The sequence below is a fragment of the Pseudomonas sp. 2995-3 genome, from assembly GCF_002742565.1.
Lineage (GTDB): Bacteria > Pseudomonadota > Gammaproteobacteria > Pseudomonadales > Pseudomonadaceae > Aquipseudomonas > Aquipseudomonas edaphica.
The window spans coordinates 269,824-287,605 of the sequence record NZ_LJSB01000176.1 but is presented as its reverse complement, the minus strand read 5'-3'; the positions used below and the strand labels follow the sequence as shown (position 1 = coordinate 287,605).

17 protein-coding genes are annotated in these 17,782 nt (G+C 61.1%); 8 read left to right on the top strand and 9 right to left on the bottom strand.

What is annotated here, in order from left to right; genetic code table 11:
* Nucleotides 1-3: 3 nt before the first annotated feature.
* The 5 genes from AOA62_RS13330 to AOA62_RS13310 form a co-directional block, all read right to left on the bottom strand.
* Entirely contained in the window at nucleotides 4-1,092 is a 1,089-nt protein-coding gene (locus tag AOA62_RS13330) for a flagellar basal body P-ring protein FlgI (RefSeq protein WP_225933067.1), read from the bottom strand.
* A 27-nt stretch (nucleotides 1,093-1,119) separates the two neighbouring features.
* Complete coding sequence (gene flgH, locus AOA62_RS13325; RefSeq protein ID WP_017134923.1) at nucleotides 1,120-1,815, bottom strand: flagellar basal body L-ring protein FlgH; 696 nt, start codon at nucleotides 1,813-1,815, stop codon at nucleotides 1,120-1,122.
* A gap of 53 nt (nucleotides 1,816-1,868) precedes the next feature.
* The gene (gene flgG, locus AOA62_RS13320; RefSeq protein ID WP_056859743.1) at nucleotides 1,869-2,654 is read right to left on the bottom strand and encodes a flagellar basal-body rod protein FlgG; all 786 of its coding nucleotides are present in this window, start codon (nucleotides 2,652-2,654) and stop codon (nucleotides 1,869-1,871) included.
* 67 nt (nucleotides 2,655-2,721) lie between these two features.
* Nucleotides 2,722-3,462 (bottom strand): flagellar basal body rod protein FlgF, encoded by a 741-nt coding sequence (locus AOA62_RS13315; protein ID WP_017134921.1) that lies wholly within the window; start codon nucleotides 3,460-3,462, stop codon nucleotides 2,722-2,724.
* 306 nt (nucleotides 3,463-3,768) lie between these two features.
* On the bottom strand, nucleotides 3,769-5,334 hold the full coding sequence (locus tag AOA62_RS13310) for a sigma-54-dependent phenylalanine hydroxylase transcriptional regulator PhhR (protein ID WP_017134920.1): 1,566 nt from the start codon (nucleotides 5,332-5,334) through the stop codon (nucleotides 3,769-3,771).
* A gap of 257 nt (nucleotides 5,335-5,591) precedes the next feature.
* Between AOA62_RS13310 and phhA the strand changes: the two genes are divergently transcribed.
* From phhA to AOA62_RS13295, 3 genes are all read left to right on the top strand, one after another.
* Nucleotides 5,592-6,398 (top strand): phenylalanine 4-monooxygenase, encoded by an 807-nt coding sequence (phhA, locus tag AOA62_RS13305; RefSeq protein ID WP_017134919.1) that lies wholly within the window; start codon nucleotides 5,592-5,594, stop codon nucleotides 6,396-6,398.
* Nucleotides 6,399-6,495: 97 nt separating this feature from the next.
* Nucleotides 6,496-6,852 (top strand): 4a-hydroxytetrahydrobiopterin dehydratase, encoded by a 357-nt coding sequence (locus AOA62_RS13300; protein WP_017134918.1) that lies wholly within the window; start codon nucleotides 6,496-6,498, stop codon nucleotides 6,850-6,852.
* The gene (locus AOA62_RS13295; RefSeq protein WP_099548869.1) at nucleotides 6,852-8,045 is read left to right on the top strand and encodes an amino acid aminotransferase; all 1,194 of its coding nucleotides are present in this window, start codon (nucleotides 6,852-6,854) and stop codon (nucleotides 8,043-8,045) included. The genes AOA62_RS13300 and AOA62_RS13295 overlap by 1 nt, the downstream gene beginning before the upstream one ends.
* Before the next feature lie 130 nt (nucleotides 8,046-8,175).
* Here the strand turns inward: AOA62_RS13295 and AOA62_RS13290 are convergent, their stop codons facing one another.
* Entirely contained in the window at nucleotides 8,176-8,985 is an 810-nt protein-coding gene (locus tag AOA62_RS13290) for a UDP-2,3-diacylglucosamine diphosphatase (RefSeq protein WP_017134916.1), read from the bottom strand.
* A gap of 137 nt (nucleotides 8,986-9,122) precedes the next feature.
* Between AOA62_RS13290 and AOA62_RS13285 the strand changes: the two genes are divergently transcribed.
* Both AOA62_RS13285 and AOA62_RS13280 read left to right on the top strand, forming a co-directional pair.
* Nucleotides 9,123-9,872, top strand: a complete 750-nt coding sequence (locus tag AOA62_RS13285; RefSeq protein ID WP_099548868.1) for an AraC family transcriptional regulator — start codon at nucleotides 9,123-9,125, stop codon at nucleotides 9,870-9,872.
* Between the two features lie 276 nt (nucleotides 9,873-10,148).
* A complete protein-coding gene (locus AOA62_RS13280; RefSeq protein WP_099548867.1) occupies nucleotides 10,149-11,033 on the top strand; it encodes a DMT family transporter in 885 nt (294 codons plus the stop codon).
* Between the two features lie 3 nt (nucleotides 11,034-11,036).
* Here the strand turns inward: AOA62_RS13280 and AOA62_RS13275 are convergent, their stop codons facing one another.
* A complete protein-coding gene (locus AOA62_RS13275; RefSeq protein WP_099548866.1) occupies nucleotides 11,037-11,324 on the bottom strand; it encodes a SelT/SelW/SelH family protein in 288 nt (95 codons plus the stop codon).
* Between the two features lie 84 nt (nucleotides 11,325-11,408).
* Here AOA62_RS13275 and AOA62_RS13270 point away from each other — a divergent pair, with 84 nt between their 5' ends.
* Nucleotides 11,409-13,598: a patatin-like phospholipase family protein gene (locus AOA62_RS13270; RefSeq protein ID WP_099548865.1), complete on the top strand. Its 2,190-nt coding sequence runs from the start codon at nucleotides 11,409-11,411 to the stop codon at nucleotides 13,596-13,598.
* A gap of 150 nt (nucleotides 13,599-13,748) precedes the next feature.
* Here AOA62_RS13270 and AOA62_RS13260 read toward each other — a convergent pair whose 3' ends face one another.
* Both AOA62_RS13260 and recQ read right to left on the bottom strand, forming a co-directional pair.
* Nucleotides 13,749-14,183 carry a MarR family transcriptional regulator gene (locus tag AOA62_RS13260; RefSeq protein WP_017134911.1) on the bottom strand — a complete coding sequence of 145 codons (435 nt, stop codon included), beginning with the start codon at nucleotides 14,181-14,183 and terminating at the stop codon, nucleotides 13,749-13,751.
* A 121-nt stretch (nucleotides 14,184-14,304) separates the two neighbouring features.
* Nucleotides 14,305-16,434, bottom strand: a complete 2,130-nt coding sequence (gene recQ, locus AOA62_RS13255; RefSeq protein WP_017134910.1) for a DNA helicase RecQ — start codon at nucleotides 16,432-16,434, stop codon at nucleotides 14,305-14,307.
* A gap of 276 nt (nucleotides 16,435-16,710) precedes the next feature.
* On the opposite strand from recQ, the gene AOA62_RS13250 reads away from it, so the two are divergent.
* Nucleotides 16,711-17,298: a YecA family protein gene (locus AOA62_RS13250; protein ID WP_017134909.1), complete on the top strand. Its 588-nt coding sequence runs from the start codon at nucleotides 16,711-16,713 to the stop codon at nucleotides 17,296-17,298.
* An 11-nt stretch (nucleotides 17,299-17,309) separates the two neighbouring features.
* Nucleotides 17,310-17,702: a YbaN family protein gene (locus tag AOA62_RS13245; RefSeq protein WP_169984834.1), complete on the top strand. Its 393-nt coding sequence runs from the start codon at nucleotides 17,310-17,312 to the stop codon at nucleotides 17,700-17,702.
* Nucleotides 17,703-17,782 lie beyond the last annotated feature (80 nt).

Here is a 17,782-nt window from a genome sequence, read left to right as displayed (position 1 = left end):
GCCTTAGATCACGATCAGGTCGGCTTGCAAGGCGCCGGCCTGTTTCAAAGCTTCGAGAATCGCCATCAAGTCGCCGGGCGCTGCGCCCACCTGGTTCACCGCGCGGACAATCTCATCCAGGGTAGTTCCGGGGCCGAACTTGAACATCGGCTTGGCTTCTTGCTGGGCATTGACCCGCGAGCGCGGTACCACTGCCGTCTGGCCATTGGACAGCGGCCCGGGCTGGCTGACGATCGGGTCTTCGGTGATGGTCACGGTCAGGCTGCCGTGGGTGACCGCCGCCGGCGAGACCTTGACGTTCTGGCCGATCACGATGGTGCCGGTGCGCGAGTTGATGATGACTTTGGCCACTGCCTGGCCCGGGTCGACTTCAAGGTTTTCCAGGATCGACAGGTAGTCGACACGCTGGCTTGGGTCGAGCGGCGCCGTCACACGGATCGAGCCGCCGTCGATGGCTTGTGCTACGCCAGGGCCGAGCATGTCGTTGATCTTGTCGACCACACGCTTGGCGGTGGTGAAGTCCGAACGGTTGAGGTTCAGGGTCAGGCTGTTGCCCTGGTTGAAACCGCTGGGCACGGTGCGTTCAACCGTGGCGCCGCCAGGAATGCGGCCGGCGGATGGCACGTTCACAGTGATTTTCGAGCCGTCACGGCCCTCGGCGTCAAAACCGCCGACCACCAGGTTGCCCTGGGCAATGGCGTAGACGTTGCCGTCGATACCTTTGAGCGGCGTCATCAGCAAGGTGCCGCCGCGCAGGCTTTTCGAGTTACCGATGGAGGACACGGTGATATCCACCACCTGGCCCGGCTTGGAGAACGCCGGCAAGTCGGCACTGATCGACACGGCCGCGACGTTCTTGAGCTGCACGTTGCCCGACCCAGGCGGCACCTTGATGCCGAACTGCGAGAGCATGTTGTTGAAGGTCTGCAGGGTGAACGGCGTCTGGGTGGTCTGGTCACCCGTACCGTTAAGCCCCACCACCAGCCCGTAGCCGATCAATTGGTTGGAGCGCACGCCGGAAATACTGGCGATGTCTTTCAACCGCTCGGCGTGTGCTCCTGCGCTCAAGGCCAGCAATAACGCGGCAGCCATCAGCTGTTTGAGGTTCAAAATGGCCACCTAGAAAGGGAACAGCGGGCTAAGGAAGAAACGGTCGAACCAGCCCGGCTGACTCGCATCAGCAAACGAACCCGTACCCGAGTAGGTAATGCGTGCATCGGCAATGCGCGTGGACGGCACGGTGTTGTCGGTGGAAATATCATCGGCACGCACCATGCCCGCGATACGCACCAGCTCGTCGCCGGTGTTGAGGGTCATCCACTTTTCACCGCGTACGGCGATGATGCCGTTGGGCAATACATCCGCCACCGTTACGGTGATCGAACCGGTCAGGCTGTTGCCCTGCCCCGCCGCGCTCTTGCCATTAGTGGCACGGTCGCCGCTGTAACCGGCGTTGAGGCTCAGGTCGCCATCGCCCAAAGGGTTATTGGTGGTCAGGCCGCCACCAAACAGCGAGGTCAGGCCGATGCCGGTCTTGCTGGTCTTGCCGATCTGCGAGTTGGCATTCTTGCTGGCCTGGGTCTTCTCGTTCAACGTGATAGTGATGATGTCACCCACACGGAAGGCCTTGCGGTCGCTGTACAGGTTCTGTTCGAAACCGGCCTGGTAAATCGAGCCATTGTTGGCCGCCGCCGGCAACGGCGTGCGCGGCAACACCGGCGCGTAGTACGGGTCATTGGGTTTTGGCGTCGGGGCGACACAGCCCGCGAGCACGGCGATCCCACTCAATGCCAGAACAGAAACATAGCGATTCATGACCCTTACCTCACGGTGTTGCAGGCGCCGCAAAAGGCGCCCCATAGACTTGATTACAGATTCTGCGTTACGAACGAAAGCATCTGGTCGGCGGTGGAAATCACCTTGGAGTTCATCTCGTAGGCGCGTTGGGTGGTGATCATGTTGACCATCTCCTCAACCGTGCTGACGTTGGAGGTTTCCAGGGTTTGCTGCAGGGTGGTACCGAAGCCGTTGAGACCTGGGGTGCCGATTTGCGGCGCGCCGCTGGAGGCTGTTTCCAGGAACAGGTTGTTACCCATGGCCTGCAGGCCGGCCGGGTTGATGAAGTCGGCGGTTTGCAGGTTGCCGATCACTTGCGACGCCGGGTTGCCGGCCACGGTGATGGACACGGTGCCGTCGGTGCCGACGGTAAAGGTCTTGGCATCGGCTGGAACCACCACAGCCGGCTCCAGCGCGAAGCCGTTGGCGGTGACGATCTGGCCATTGGAGTCGAGGTGAAAAGTACCGTCACGGGTGTAGGAAGTAGTGCCATCCGGCTGCAGGATCTGGAAGAAACCCCGGCCGTTGATGGCCATGTCCAGCGGCTGGTTGGTTTGCTGCAGGTTACCGGCGCTGAAGTTCTTCTGGGTGCCGACGATCTGCACACCGGTACCCAGTTGCAGGCCCGACGGCAGTTCGCTGTCCTGGGTCGACTGGGCGCCTGGCTGGCGCTTGATCTGATAAAGCAAGTCCTGGAACTCGGCGCGATCACGTTTGAAACCCGTGGTCGACACGTTCGCCAAGTTGTTGGAGATGGTGGTCAGGTTGGTGTCCTGCGCGGCCAAACCTGTTTTGGCAACCCATAGAGCCGGAAGCATAGTGTTCTCCTTCGTGCGCCTGTTTGTTGGCGCTGTGCTGCAAAATTAGTCTTCAGTAAACCGGCAATCAGCTCATCGACAGAACGCGGGTCATGGCCTGGTCGTCTTCTTTAGCGCTGTTCATCATCTTGATGTGCAGTTCGAACTGCTTGGAGAGCGACAGCACGGCGGTCATTTCTTCCACCGCATTGACGTTGCTCGCCTGCAGGAAACCCGAGGTCAGCCGCACGTTCGCGTCGGCCTGGGCCGGTTTGCCATCCTTGGTATGGATGGCGCCATCCAGGCCCTTGGTCATGTTCTTGAGGTCGGGCTGGACCAGCTTGATGCGGTCCACTTCAGCCATCACACGCGGGCCTTCGCCCATGGCGCGGATGCTGATGGTGCCGTCGGCGCCCACTTCGATTTTCTGCTCGGGCGGCACGGCAATCGGGCCACCGTTGCCCATCACCGGCATGCCGTTGCCGGCACGCAACACGCCCAACGCATCCACATTCATGCTGGCGCTGCGCACGTAGGCTTCGCCGCCATCCGGGGTTTGCACGGCCATCCAGCCGTCACCGCTGACCGCCACATCGAGGTCGCGACCAGTTTCAATCATGGCGCCCTGGGAGAAGTCGGTGCCCGGCCGTTCGGTCATGGCAAATGCCCGCGCCGGAAAGCTGTCACCGAACACCGGCATCGAGCGCGCCTGCTCCAGGTCCCGTTGAAAACCGTTGGTGGAAATGTTCGCCAGATTGTTGGCATGGGCCTTTTGCGCCAGTGCATTCTGGCTGGCGCCGGTCATTGCCACATAAAGGTACTTGTCCACGCTCTATCCTCTTTCTGACGGACGCTTGCCGCCCACCGTTGCTCTGATGAGGCTTAAGCAATTTGCGAACCAACTTTTGAAAATAGATTGAAGTCCATGTACGGCGGGGGTTTGCGGGCAGGCTTAGAGATTAGGTGGCAGGGATAGAGTCGAAAAAACGGCGGACTACTGCCGCCTGCGGCAAGCACCGGTCTTAAGGACGACAAAGATCAACTGTGGGAGCTGGCTTGCCTGCGATAGCGGTGTATCAGCGACACATGAGCCAACTGACCCACCGTCATCGCAGGCAAGCCAGCTCCCACAGGTTTAACCGCGTTCATTCTTCAGAATTTCGTAATCACGCAACTTATTCGCGATCGTGGTGTGCGACACGCCTAGGCGCTTACCCAACTGCCGACTGCTCGGGTGCTCGGCGTACAAAGCCTCCAGCACCGCCTTTTCAAACCGCCCAACGATATTCTCCAACCCGCCTTCCAGGGAAAAATCCCCAAGGGGCTGGCGCACCCCATAATCCGGCAGGCGAATATGCTCAGCCTTGACCATGCCGCCGTCGCACAACGACACCGCCTGAAACAACACGTTTTCCAACTGCCGCACATTGCCCGGCCAATGGTAGTGACTGAGCCGGTCCATCGCCGCCGGCGCCAGCTTGGGCAGCGGGCAACCAATCTGTCGGCTGGCCTGGTCAAGAAAGTGCTCAACCAGCGGCGCCAGGCCATCCAGGCATTCACGCAGCGGCGGGATATGCAGCGACAGCACGTTGAGCCGGTGATACAGGTCCTGACGGAATTCGCCACGGGCGCAGAGTTCCGACAGGTCCACCTGGGTGGCACAGATCACCCGCACATCGAGGTACACCTCTTCATCACTGCCCACCCGGCGAAAGCAGCCGTCCTGCAAAAAGCGCAGCAATTTCACCTGCAAGCGTGCGCTCATTTCCCCCACGCCATCGAGAAACAACGTACCGCCCGCCGTCAGCTCCAGCAGGCCCAACTTGCCCTCGGCCCGCGCCCCTTCAAATGCGCCGGGGCCGTAGCCGAACAGCTCGGTCTCGGCCATCGACTCCGGCAGGCCCGCGCAATTGAGCGCCATCAAGGGCGATTGCCCGCGCGGACTGGCCAAGTGGCAAGCGCGTGCCAGCAACTCTTTGCCGGTGCCGGTTTCGCCTTCTATTAATAGCGGCGCATCCAGCGGCGCCATGCGCCGGGCTTCGCGCACCACCGCGGCCATGACCCTGGAGCTTTGGAAAATACTGTCGAAGCCGCGCAGCTCTTGCTTGCGCACATTGTAGATACGCTCGCCCACACGGTCGGCACGGTGCAGGGTCAGCACGGCACCGGCCATGGCCTCGCTGTCGTCGTGTTCGGAAGACTGCAGCGGCGCGATGTCCGCCAAAAACACGTCACCCTTGACCTTGACCCGCAAGCCGTTGATGCGCGATTTGCTCGCACGCACCAACTCCGGCAGGTCGAAATCCTCGGCATAACGCGACAGCGGAATGCCCGGCACCTCGTCCACCCGCACCCCGAGCAACTGCGCCGCCGCGCGGTTGGCGGCGACGATGGAGCCGCCCATATCAATCGACAACACCGGAAACTCCAGGGCGCCGAGCAGCGCATTGAGCTCCATATGCCGACGTTCGCTGGGCATCAGCCCTACCCTTTTAACGCCAAATACCCCGGCAATTGCTTCGAATTGCGGGCGCAGCGCCTGGAACTGCATGTTCACAAGGTTTGGGCAAAACAGGTAAATGGCGTTGCCATGTTCACCGCCCACCTCGCCTTTGGCGACGTTGACGCCGTATTCCACCAGCAGGTTGAGAATGTCCCGCAGGATGCCGATACGGTTCTGGCAGTGCACTTTAATACGCATGAAAAAGCCCAAATGGTGGGAAAGCGCCGGGTCTTTTTGCCGCTGGGCGCAGATAGTCGTCAAGATTATGTGACAGCTTGTGACCTTTTCCCAGCCCAAGACAACGAGAGGCCGGCATACCGTAACGAAAACTTTACGAATAACGGTAACTTTTCCTACGCGCAAGCACCGGAGCCCGATGGAATCCGTCGCCTTCCGCGTTATCAATAGGCTCATCGCAGGACATAACAAGAACGAATGCCTAGCAGGAGAGCCGTATGAAGCAGACGCACTACGTGGCCCGCGAGCCCGATGCGCAAGGTTTTATCCACTACCCGCCGGAAGAACACGCGGTGTGGAACACCCTGATCACGCGCCAATTGAAAGTGATCGAGGGGCGCGCCTGCCAGGAATACCTGGACGGCATCGACAAGCTCGGCCTGCCCCTGGACCGCATCCCGCAACTGGGTGAGATCAACAAGGTGTTGGCCGAAACCACCGGCTGGCAAGTTGCCCGCGTCCCCGCACTGATCCCCTTCCAGACCTTCTTTGAATTGCTCGCCAGCAAGCAATTTCCGGTGGCGACCTTTATTCGCACCCGCGAAGAACTGGACTACCTGCAAGAGCCGGATATTTTCCACGAGATCTTTGGCCACTGCCCGCTGCTGACCAACCCATGGTTTGCCGAGTTCACCCACACTTACGGCAAGCTCGGCCTCGCGGCCACCAAAGAGCAACGCGTGTACCTGGCGCGCCTGTACTGGATGACCATCGAATTCGGTTTGGTGGACACGCCGCAAGGTCGACGCATCTACGGTGGCGGCATCTTGTCGTCGCCTAAAGAAAGCGTGTATTGCCTGTCGGATGAACCCGAACACCAGGCCTTCGACCCGCTGGAAGCAATGCGTACGCCGTATCGCATCGACATCCTGCAACCGCTGTACTTCGTACTGCCCGAGCTTAAGCGCCTGTTTGAAGTGGCGCAGGAAGACATCATGGGCATGGTCGAGCGCGGTATGCAGTTGGGTCTGCATGCGCCGCTCTTCACCCCAAAGGCAGTGCCGCCCAAACCCGAAGCTGCTTGAACCTTACATTTTGAGGCCAGGTGAATCTGTTCCCTGGCCGCGCGTTGCTTTAGGGTAACGCCCACTGATCTCAATCTTTCGAATTCAGGACACCCCCATGACCACCTTGAACCAAGCCCACTGCGAAGCCTGCCGCGCCGATGCCCCACAAGTCAGCGACGAAGAGCTGCCGGTACTGATCAAGCAGATTCCCGACTGGAACATCGAAGTACGCGACGGCGTGATGCAGCTGGAAAAGGTTTTCCTGTTCAAGAACTTCAAGTTCGCCCTGGCCTTTACCAACGCCATGGGTGAAATCTCCGAAGCCGAAGGCCATCACCCGGGCCTGCTCACCGAGTGGGGCAAAGTCACCGTGACCTGGTGGAGCCACTCGATCAAAGGCCTGCACCGCAACGACTTCATCATGGCCGCGCGCACCGACGAAGTGGCCAAGGACGCCGAGGGCCGCAAGTAATGCATTTTGATGCCATTGGCCGCGTACCCGGGGACCCGATCCTCGGGCTGATGGACCTGTATGCTCAGGACGCCAACCCGAACAAGTTCGACCTGGGCGTGGGTGTGTATAAGGACGACCAGGGCCTGACGCCGATTCCGCACTCGGTAAAACTGGCCGAACAGCGCCTGGTGGACACGCAAACCACCAAGACCTATATCGGCGGCCATGGCAATGCGGCCTTCGGTTCGCTGATCAGTGAGCTGGTGCTGGGCGCCGATTCAGCGCTGATTCGCGAGCGTCGCGCCGGTGCTACACAAACCCCTGGCGGCACCGGCGCGCTACGCCTGAGTGCCGACTTTATCGCGCAAAACCTGCCCGGCCGCGGCGTGTGGCTGAGCAACCCGACCTGGCCGATCCACGAAACCATCTTCGCCAAGGCCGGGCTCAAGGTCAGCCATTACCCGTATGTGGGCGCGGATAACCGCCTGGACGTGGCCGCGATGCTCGCAACGCTGGCCACCGTGCCCACAGGCGACGTGGTGTTGTTGCATGCCTGCTGTCATAACCCGACCGGTTTTGACTTGTCCCAGGACGACTGGCGCCAGGTGTTGCACATCGTGCGCGAACGGCAATTGCTGCCATTGATCGACTTCGCCTACCAGGGCTTTGGCGACGGCCTGGAGCAGGACGCCTGGGCGGTACGGTTGTTTGCCGCCGAGCTGCCGGAAGTGCTGGTCACCAGTTCCTGCTCGAAGAACTTCGGCCTGTACAGCGACCGTGTCGGCGCGCTGATCGTGTGCGCGGCAGACGCCGAGAAGCTCACGGACGTGCGCAGCCAACTGGCGAATATCGCGCGCAACCTGTGGTCGACGCCGCCGGATCATGGCGCCGCAGTGGTAGCGACCATCCTGGGCGACGCCGAGCTGAAAAAGCGCTGGAGCGATGAAGTCGAGGCCATGCGTTCACGCATTGCCCAACTGCGCTCCGGGCTGGTGGAGGCGCTGGCGCCCCACGGGCTGGCCGAGAAGTATGCGCATATTGGTGCGCAGCGCGGGATGTTTTCCTATACCGGCTTGAGTGCTGAGCAGGTCAAGCAACTGCGCGAGAAGCACAGCGTGTATATGGTCAGTTCGGGGCGGGCGAATGTGGCGGGTATTGACGCGACACGCCTTGCATTACTGGCCGAGGCCATCGCCGACGTCTCGAAATAACTGAAGAAATCCAATCAAATTGTGGGAGCTGGCTTGCCTGCGATTACGGTGTGTCAGTCACTGAATAAGTTGACTGAACAACCGCCATCGCAGGCAAGCCAGCTCCCACATTTTTGACCGTGCGAACCTTCTAGCCCGCAACCATCTCAGCTTTGAGCAGCGCCTCTTTGGCCTGCGCATCCGCCAAGCGATACAGCTCGATACTGCCATCCCAGTGCTCGATCAACGCGGTGCACGACTCCACCCAATCCCCGCAATTAAGGTAGTCCACCTCGCCCACCTTGCGAATCTCGGCATGGTGAATATGCCCGCACACCACACCATGCAACTCGCGCTTGGTCACTTCGTGGGCGATCGCCTCTTCGAAATCACTGATAAAACTCACCGCCGTCTTGACCTTGTGTTTCAGGTACGCCGACAGCGACCAGTAGCCATAGCCATACCGCGCACGCCAGTGATTGAGCCAGCGGTTGAGCGTGAGGGTGAACTCATAGGCCGAATCGCCCAGGAAAGCCAGCCAACGGTGGTATCGGGTGATCACATCAAATTGATCACCATGAATCACCAGGAGATGGCGGCCATCGGCGGTAACGTGTACGGCCTCATCCACCAGCTGGATATTGCCCAGGATCAGCTTGGAGTAGCGACGCAGGAATTCGTCGTGGTTGCCGGTGACGTAGATCACCTCGGTGCCGCGCTTGGCCATGGTCAGCAGGCGGCGGATCACATTAGTATGAGCCTGAGGCCAGTACATGCCGCCGCGCATTTTCCAGCCGTCGATGATATCGCCGACCAGGTAGACCTTGTCGGCGTGGTAGCCCTTGAGGAACTGTGACAGGTGCTCGGCCTGGCAATCCCGGGTGCCCAAGTGCACGTCGGAGATCCACAGGGTACGAACCCGTTGTTTGCGGCTGGGTTTGGCGAACTCGGCACTGGTCATGGGCATCCCTCGACGGTGTTTTCGCGAGCTTGCGCCCAGGCGGTTAATAGCCCATGACAACTGCGCGTCATTCTGATGACAGCGATCAAAGCCCTTGAAGCGTTGTAGACTGCGGGCCTGCTGCCCAGGAGACCGCGATGAGACCGACCCTCACGCTGCGCCACTACATTGAAGAGCCGCTCGCCCACAGCCATGACCACGCCCAACTGGTGTTCGGGTTGTCGGGGCACCTGGACCTGGAAGTCGATGGCCTTGGCAGCCAGGTGCACGCCAGCAGCGTGATGGTGCTGCCCTTCTCGGCCCACCATGCCTGCGGCAGTCGCGACGGCAGCCGCTGCCTGGTGCTGGATGTGCCCGACGAACACTGGGTGGCGCAGTCCTTGGGCGAGCACGCCGACACCAGTCGCCGCCTGCTCGATCAACCGGCGCGACTGACACTGGACGCCCGGCAAAGCCAGTTGGTGCAATGGCTGGCACACAGCCCGGTGGATGACCCGCTGATCGCCCAGCAAGGCGCGGTGTTGCTGCTGGCCAGTCTCAATCATCCGCTGGCCCAACCGATACCGGGCAAGCGTTTGCCGTATGCCGCGTTCAATGCGCATATCGAACGCCACGCTGCGCGCCCGTTGCAGGTGGCCGATCTGGCGCGTATTGCCGACCTCTCGGTGGCGCGCTTGCATGCACGTTTTATGGCCGAGTGCGGGCAAACACCGATGGACTACCTGCGTAGCCGTCGCCTGCACATGGCGTTGAAACTTTTGCGCGAGACGCCGCTGCCTGTTGGCGAAGTTGCCGAACGCGTCGGTTACGCCTCGCAAAGTGCCTTCTCTGCCGCCATGCTGCGTGAGTTTGGCGCCTCACCGGGCACGCTGCGTCGCTCATCGTAAGCATAAACTCTGACCGCCCAGGCGGCTGATCCCAACCGCGAACACCGTCACTGTGGCGAGCGGGCTTGCCCCGCGTTGGACTGCGCAGCAGTCCCATTTTTGGGGTCGCTTCGCAACCCAACGCAGGGCAAGCCTGCTCGCCACAGGTTATTCGTTGCCTAATGGGATGATTGTGATGAGAGGCTGGCGCTAAGATTCGCGAGGTCCGCGACAGACACCGGCGCCCTCGAACCTCTAGACTGCGATTCTGTCACCCCCGTTGTTTCAAGGATCGCAATGACTCCCCGCTCAGCCCTTGGCGCCCTGCATATCGGCGCACTGATGTTTGGCCTCACTGGTGTTTTCGGCAAGCTGGCAGCCGCCTCGCCGGCCATCATTGTGTTTGGCCGCGCCGCCTTTGCCGTAATCGCCCTGGCGATCTTTGCGCGATTTGCCAGCAACACCACCTGGAAAACCCTGGAGATGCGCGACTGGCGTCGCCTCGTGGTCAGTGGCGTGCTGCTGGCGGCGCATTGGGTGACCTTCTTCATTGCCGTCAAAGTCGCCGGGGTGGCCGTCGCCACCCTTGGCTTCACCGCGTTCCCGGCCTTTACCGTGATGCTTGAAGGGCTGATCTTCCGTGAGCGCATTCGCGCCAACGAAGTGTTGCTGGTGGCGCTGGTCACGGTGGGCCTGGTGTTGGTCACGCCAGACTTCGACCTCGCCAGCCAGGCCACGGGCGGCCTGCTGTGGGGGATTCTCTCGGGCCTGTTGTTCTCGCTGCTGTCGCTGAACAACCGCGCCAGCTCCGGGCGCATTCCGGCGGTGCAGGCTGCGCTGTGCCAGAACGTGGTGGTCGCGGCGTGCCTGCTGCCAGTCGCAGCACCGGGCCTGGCGGATGTACGTGCGATTGACTGGCTGTGGATCGGTCTGCTCGGGGTGTTCTGCACCGGCCTGGCCCATAGCTTGTTTGTCGCCAGCCTCGCGGTGATCAAGGCGCGCACCGCCTCGGTGGTGTTCGCCATGGAGCCGGTCTACGGCATCACCGTGGCCTGGCTGCTGTTTGCCGAAACCCCGACCTTGCGCATGCTGCTGGGCGGCGCGCTGATCATTGTCGCCATCGTGCTCTCAGGCTTGATGGGCAGTGCCAGCCAGGCCAAACAGCCGGCAGCCACCGCGTAGCCTTCAGGCTTGGCGGTCGTTGTGCCCCAGGTCGCGCTGCGGGTCGATCTGGTCGCGCACGCGCTGCTTGAGTACCTTGGCCTCTGGAAAGCCGCCGTCGGCCTTGCGCTCCCAAATCTGCACACCGTCGCAGGTGATGCGAAACGCCCCGCCGGTGGCTGGCTCAAGCGCCACACGGCCCAAGTCATCGGCAAATGTACTCAACAATTCCTGGGCCAGCCACGCCGCGCGCAACAGCCATTGGCATTGGGTGCAATAGGTGATGACGATCTCGGGTTTGCTGGCAGACATAATTAGAGAAGTTCCTGACATATCGGGCACGGACGATCGAGTGACTATAATACCGGCCTTTATCGCCCAGCCTCGAGATTCATGATGCGCCGCCTGTTGTCCTGCCTGTTTCTGTGCCTGCTTCCCCTGATCGCCGATGCCGTCGAAAGCCCACGCCCCAAAATCGGCCTGGTGCTGTCCGGCGGTGCCGCCCGTGGCCTTGCGCATATTGGCGTGCTCAAGGCCCTGGAGGAGCAAGGTATCCATATCGATGCTATCGCCGGCACCAGCATGGGCGCGGTGATTGGCGGCCTGTACGCCTCGGGCTACAAGATCGATGAACTGGAAAAGCTCGCGCTCAATATCGACTGGCAGCAGGCATTGTCCGACGCCCCGCCGCGCGAAGATGTGCCGTTTCGGCGCAAACAGGATGACCGCGATTTCCTCGTCAAACAAAAACTCAGCTTTCGCGATGACGGCAGCCTTGGCCTGCCGCTCGGCGTGATCCAGGGCCAGAACCTGGCGCTGCTGCTGGAAAGCATGTTCGCCCACTCCAGCAATACGCGTAACTTCGACAAGCTGCCAATCCCGTTCCGCGCTGTGGCCACCGACATCACCACCGGCGAAAAAGTGGTGTTCAGCAAGGGCCACTTGCCCCAGGTGATCCGTGCGAGCATGTCGATCCCGGCAGTGTTCGCTCCGGTGGAACTGGACGGACGGCTGTTGGTGGACGGCGGCATGACCGACAACATCCCACTGGATGTGGCGCGCGAAATGGGCGTCGACATCGCTATCGTCGTGGACATCGGCACGCCGCTGCGTTCACGCAAGCAACTGGCGACGGTCGTGGACGTGCTCAACCAGTCCATCACCCTGATGACCCGGCGCAACTCAGAAGAACAACTCAAGGCCCTGCATCCCAAGGATGTGCTGATCCAGCCGCCGCTGGCCGCCTACGGCGTGACGGACTTCGGCCGCGCCAAGGACATGATCGACGCCGGCTACCGCGCCACCCGCGCCCTCGACGTGCGCCTGGCGCATTTGCGCCCCGCCGAACCGATCGACCCACAATTGGTTGAGGCCCGCACCCCGGGCGAACGCACGCCGGTGATCACCGCCATCAAGGTGGAGAACGACTCGAAAGTCAGTGACGACGTAATTCGCTACTACATTCGCCAAACCCTGGGCGAGCCGCTGAACCTGGGCCGCCTGCAAACCGACATGGGCACGTTGTACGGCCTGGATTACTTCGAGCAGGTGCAATACCGCGTGGTGAAAAAGGGCCAGGACAATACCCTGGTCATCAGCGCGCGCGGCAAACGCAGCGGCACCGACTATTTGCGCCTGGGCCTGAACCTGTCGGATGACATGCGCGGCGCCAGCGCTTACAACCTCGGCGCCAGTTACCGCATGAACGGCATCAACCGCCTTGGCGCCGAATGGCTGACGCGCGTGCAGATTGGTGATCGCCAAGAGCTGTACAGCGAGTTCTACCAGCCACTGGATGTGGGCTCGCGCTATTTCGTCGCGCCTTATATCAGTGCCCAGGCGCAGAACGTCGACCTGGTGCTGGACAGCGACCCTATCGCCGAATATCGCCTGGAGCGCTACGGTTTTGGTTTGAACGTGGGGCGCCAGATTGGCAATAGCGGCGAGATCCGCTTCGGCGTCGGTGAAGCCTGGGGCAAGGCAGATGTGCGTGTTGGCGAGCGCGACTTGCCGAGTGTGAGCTTCAATGAGGGTTTCTATGAGCTCAAGTACTCGTTCGATTCGCTGGATAACGTGTACTTCCCCCATACCGGCGAAGACATCGGCCTGGCCTTCCGAGAGTTCGAGCCCGGCCTGGGTTCAGACCAGCGCTACCGACAGTGGGAGTTCAAGCTGGACAAGGCCATGAGCCACGGCCCGGACACCTTGATACTCGGCGGTCGTTATGGGCGCACGCTGGATAAATCCGACGTGGTGGTTTCCAGCTTTCTGCTCGGCGGTGCGCGGCAATTATCAGGCTTTCGCGAAGACTCAATCTCGGGGCAGAACATCGCCCTGATGCGTGCTGTGTACTACCGCCGCCTGACGCCGCGCTCATACCTGCCGCTGGATTTCCCGCTGTACCTCGGCGCCTCGGTGGAACGCGGCCGGGCGTGGAACAACGATAACCAGTTCGACAGCGGGTACATCAATGCCGCGAGTATTTTCCTCGGTTTTGATACGCCGTTAGGGCCGCTGAATTTCAGCTATGGGTTCAATGATGACAAGCAGCAGGCGGTGTACCTGAACCTGGGGCAGACGTTCTAGCTGGATGCCAGGCTACTGTGGCGAGGGAGCTTGCTCCCGCTGGGGTGCGAAGCGCCCCCAATGCGGTGAATGCGATCATTCAGGTGCAACGAGGTTGATGGCTTTGGGGCTGCTACGCAGCCCAGCGGGAGCAAGCTCCCTCGCCACACCTCAGGACTTTTCCAGGTTCGCCAGAATGTGCCCATGCACGCGCATGCACACGCGCAAATCTTCTTCATCCACGCCCACGAACAACTCATGGCGCAAGGCCGTGGCGATGGTTTCGATCTGATCAATCAACGGACGGGCGGTGTCGCACAACAGAATGCGTTTGGCGCGACGATCCTCCAGCACCGCCTGGCGCTGCACCAGGCCCTGGCCTTCAAGGCTGTCGAGCAGGCGCGCCAGGGTCGGACCTTCTACGCCGACGCTTTGCGCCAGTTCACGCTGGGTGGGCGCATCTACAAAACGGGCCAGGTGCAACAGCACCAGCCAACGCGCCTGGGACAAGCCCAGCCCCGCCAAACGGCGGTCGAGTTCGGCGCGCCAGCCTCGGGACATTTGCGCCAACTGCATGCCAAAGCGGTGTTGTTCGGTTAACGGCATAAAAAACTCATGATTTAGACTGAAAATAGAATGTGGCTAATTATTAGTCAGCTAAGCATGAGCCATGCCAGGAGGCAAGTGGTGCTATGTACTGATTCGTTACATTGTCGTAATTGGCACATTAAATTTCGAATTCAGACTGCAAAGCGGCACGTACGCAATACAAAACCCCCTCAGGAACACGCCCGGTAAACAGCGGTGCGATCTCCGTGACAGGTGGCAATTCGCCTTCTCCGTCGAGGAAGGCATCCTGGATTTCACCGAGCAAATCTTCCGGTAAATCAAGGGCCTGCTCCAACGACAACTGTTGCTTGCCGATGGATTCAGCCAGCAAGGTGTAGACGTTTTTTTCCGAGCATTGCAGCTGGCCGGCGATCTGGATCGGGGTCATGCCGGCACGTGCCAGGCTGATCAGTTCATGGCGGATGTCGGCGACTTCCTTGGGCGCCTCGGCCTGGCCGCCGAGCACCTCGAGGAAGGCCTGGCCGTAGCGTTCCAGCTTGCGCGCACCCACGCCGCTGACCTTGGCCATCTCGGCCATGCTGGTCGGTTGCTCGCGCAACATCTCCAGCAACGTGGAGTCGGGAAAGATGACGTAAGGCGGCACGCTGTGTTCCTGCGCCAGTTTGCGCCGCAGGGTGCGCAAGGCTTCCCACTGTTCGCGTTCTTCGCCACGCACCAATTGGCTGGCCGGGCTGGTGCTGCTGCTTTTTGCGGTGGTTTGCGGCTTAAGGTCGCGGCGCAGCTCCAGGCTCACCTCGCCCTTGAGCAATGGCCGGCAACTGTCGTTCAGGCGCAAGCCGCCGTAGCCTTCGATGTCGATGTCCACCAGGTTGCGCGCGACCATCTGCCGGAACAACGAACGCCATTCGCCTTCGGCGCGCGCCTTGCCGACGCCGTACACCGAGAGTTTTTCGTGGCCGAAGCTGCGCACTTTCTCGTTGTCCTTGCCCAGCAATACGTCCACCAGATGCCCCACGCCGTAGCGCTGGCCGGTACGGTAGATGGCCGACAACGCCTGGCGCGCCGGCTCGGTAGCGTCCCAGGTCTGTACGCCATCGGTGCAATTGTCACAGTGCCCGCATGGCTCGGGCATGTCCTCGTCGAAATACGCCAGCAGCGTCTGTCGGCGGCAGCGGGTCTCTTCGCACAGCGAGAGCATGGCATCGAGCTTGTGTTGTTCCAGGCGTTTGTGGCGCTCGTCGCCTTCGGAGTTCTGCAACATCTGCTTGAGCATCACCACGTCTTGCAGGCCGTAGACCATCCAGGCATCCGCCGGCAGGCCATCACGGCCGGCGCGACCGGTTTCCTGGTAGTAGGCCTCAAGGGACTTTGGCAGGTCCATGTGTGCAACAAAACGCACGTTGGATTTGTCGATGCCCATGCCGAACGCGATGGTGGCCACCATGATCAGGCCTTCCTCGTTGAGGAAGCGCTTCTGATGGGCAGAGCGCGTGTCATTGGGCAGCCCCGCGTGATACGGCAGCGCCGGGTAGCCTTGCTCGCAGAGAAACGCGGCCACTTCATCGACCTTCTTGCGCGACAGGCAATACACGATGCCTGCGTCGCTGCGCCGCTCGGACAGGAACGCCAGCAACTGCTTGCGCGGTTGTTCCTTGGGCACGATGCGGTAAAAAATATTCGGCCGGTCGAAGCTCGACAGAAAGCGCTCGGCGTTCTGCAGATGCAGGCGCTCGACGATTTCTTCGCGGGTGCGTTTGTCGGCGGTAGCAGTCAGGGCGATGCGCGGCACGTCGGGGAACAATTCCGCCAGTTGGCCCAGTTGCAGGTATTCGCGACGGAAATCGTGGCCCCATTGCGACACGCAGTGGGCTTCGTCGATGGCGAACAGCGCAATTTCCAGACTTTGCAGGAAGGCCAGCATGCGTGGCTGCACCAGCCGTTCTGGCGCCAGGTAGAGCATCTTCACTTCACCGCGCTTGATGCGCGCAGCCAGCTCGCGCTGCTGTTCGGCACTCAAGGTGGAGTTCAAGGCGGCGGCGGCGACACCGAGTTCTTCTAGGGTGGCGACCTGATCGTCCATCAACGCGATCAGCGGCGACACCACCACGGCCAAGCCATTGCGCAACAGCGCCGGCACCTGGAAGCACAGCGACTTGCCGCCGCCGGTAGGCATCAGGACCAGGGCATCACCGCCACTGGCCACGCGCTCAATGATCGCACCCTGGCGGCCACGAAAACTGTCGTAGCCGAAGATGTCCTTGAGGACGCGTTGAGCCTGTTCGAGCATGTAAAACTCCAAAATGGTGCCGAAATCCCTCTGTACAGGCTGGCCGAAAAAACACCGCTTCACGGGAAATAATCCGTAAGCGAAGTTTTCGCGGATTGGCGCTTGGCCTGCAGGGGCATCACAAAACGCGGCAGTATACCCGAGCGTTACCTGGCAAAGGGCGCCACTGACGAATAGTCACCCCGCTCCAGAACCCGGCAAATATGCCTTGCAGCTGGCCTGGACGCTCAAGAAAGCCTAGAATTGCGCATCGTTTATTCCCAAGGTAGCCCTTCAATGTCCTTCGCTGAGCAACTAACCCGCCTGCAAGCCTTCCTCGACGCCGATGAGCTGCATGACGAGGCGCTGGACTACGTGGCCGCTCACGGCTACCTGACCGCCCTGTCGATCTGCGCCGACGTCGTGCCCGACCGTGAATGGATCGACGCGCTGTTCGCCGAAGAACCGCACTACGCCGACGCCGCCCAACGCGAAGAAATCGAATCCACCCTGCTGGCCCTCAAGGCCCACATTGGTCGCCAGCTGGCTTCCGATGAGGAATTCGAGCTGCCGTGCGAGCTGGACCTGGGCGAGGAGCCGGATGACTCCGACCTGCGCGGTTGGTGCATCGGCTTCATGGAAGGTGTGTTCCTGCGCGAAGCCGCCTGGTTCGAAACTGCCGAGGAAGAAGTCAGCGAAATGCTGCTGCCGATCATGGTCGGTTCGGGCCTGTTCGACGACCAGCCGGAATTCTCCGACATCGCCGCCGATGCCAACCTGATGGACGACATGATCGTACAGATCCCGGAAGCCCTCACCGCCTTGTACCTGCTGTGCAATGCGCCTGACGAAAAACCGGCGATCCTCAAGCCACGTCACCACTGAGTCGGTTGCCCATGACGCCCATGGGCAAGCGCTCACTGCTCCTGCGCTACGTGCTGCTGGCCATCGGCTGGCTGAGCGTAGCGCTGGGAGTGATCGGTATCTTCCTGCCGGTATTGCCGACCACGCCCTTCCTGCTGCTCGCAGCCGCCTGCTTCGCTCGAAGCTCCCCGCGCTTCTACCAATGGCTGGTGGAACACCCGCGCCTGGGGCCGTGGATCAAAGACTATCTGGACGGCAATGGCATTCCGCTCAAGGGCAAGGTCTACGCCATCGGCCTGATGTGGCTGAGCATTGGTTTTTCCTGCTACCTGGTGCCGCTGCCTTGGGCACGTGGGTTTATGCTGACCAGTGCAGTGCTGGTGAGCATTTACATCTTGCGTCAGAAAACCCTGCCACCGCGTTGAACACGCGCTGCGACATTCGATCCCACACGACCTTGGTCGACACTGACTAACCCCCAGCATCATGCGAGACTGTCCCACCG

Bases quoted from the DNA above. Each gene is read 5' to 3' on its own strand.
- AOA62_RS13330 (WP_225933067.1), bottom strand. From the start codon at position 1,092: ATGGCTGCCGCGTTATTGCTGGCCTTGAGCGCAGGAGCACACGCCGAG.
- flgH (WP_017134923.1), bottom strand. From the start codon at position 1,815: ATGAATCGCTATGTTTCTGTTCTGGCATTGAGTGGGATCGCCGTGCTC.
- flgG (WP_056859743.1), bottom strand. From the start codon at position 2,654: ATGCTTCCGGCTCTATGGGTTGCCAAAACAGGTTTGGCCGCGCAGGAC.
- AOA62_RS13310 (WP_017134920.1), bottom strand. From the start codon at position 5,334: ATGCGTATTAAAGTGCACTGCCAGAACCGTATCGGCATCCTGCGGGAC.
- phhA (WP_017134919.1), top strand. From the start codon at position 5,592: ATGAAGCAGACGCACTACGTGGCCCGCGAGCCCGATGCGCAAGGTTTT.
- AOA62_RS13300 (WP_017134918.1), top strand. From the start codon at position 6,496: ATGACCACCTTGAACCAAGCCCACTGCGAAGCCTGCCGCGCCGATGCC.
- AOA62_RS13295 (WP_099548869.1), top strand. From the start codon at position 6,852: ATGCATTTTGATGCCATTGGCCGCGTACCCGGGGACCCGATCCTCGGG.
- AOA62_RS13290 (WP_017134916.1), bottom strand. From the start codon at position 8,985: ATGACCAGTGCCGAGTTCGCCAAACCCAGCCGCAAACAACGGGTTCGT.
- AOA62_RS13285 (WP_099548868.1), top strand. From the start codon at position 9,123: ATGAGACCGACCCTCACGCTGCGCCACTACATTGAAGAGCCGCTCGCC.
- AOA62_RS13280 (WP_099548867.1), top strand. From the start codon at position 10,149: ATGACTCCCCGCTCAGCCCTTGGCGCCCTGCATATCGGCGCACTGATG.
- AOA62_RS13275 (WP_099548866.1), bottom strand. From the start codon at position 11,324: ATGTCTGCCAGCAAACCCGAGATCGTCATCACCTATTGCACCCAATGC.
- AOA62_RS13270 (WP_099548865.1), top strand. From the start codon at position 11,409: ATGCGCCGCCTGTTGTCCTGCCTGTTTCTGTGCCTGCTTCCCCTGATC.
- AOA62_RS13260 (WP_017134911.1), bottom strand. From the start codon at position 14,183: ATGCCGTTAACCGAACAACACCGCTTTGGCATGCAGTTGGCGCAAATG.
- recQ (WP_017134910.1), bottom strand. From the start codon at position 16,434: ATGCTCGAACAGGCTCAACGCGTCCTCAAGGACATCTTCGGCTACGAC.
- AOA62_RS13250 (WP_017134909.1), top strand. From the start codon at position 16,711: ATGTCCTTCGCTGAGCAACTAACCCGCCTGCAAGCCTTCCTCGACGCC.
- AOA62_RS13245 (WP_169984834.1), top strand. From the start codon at position 17,310: ATGACGCCCATGGGCAAGCGCTCACTGCTCCTGCGCTACGTGCTGCTG.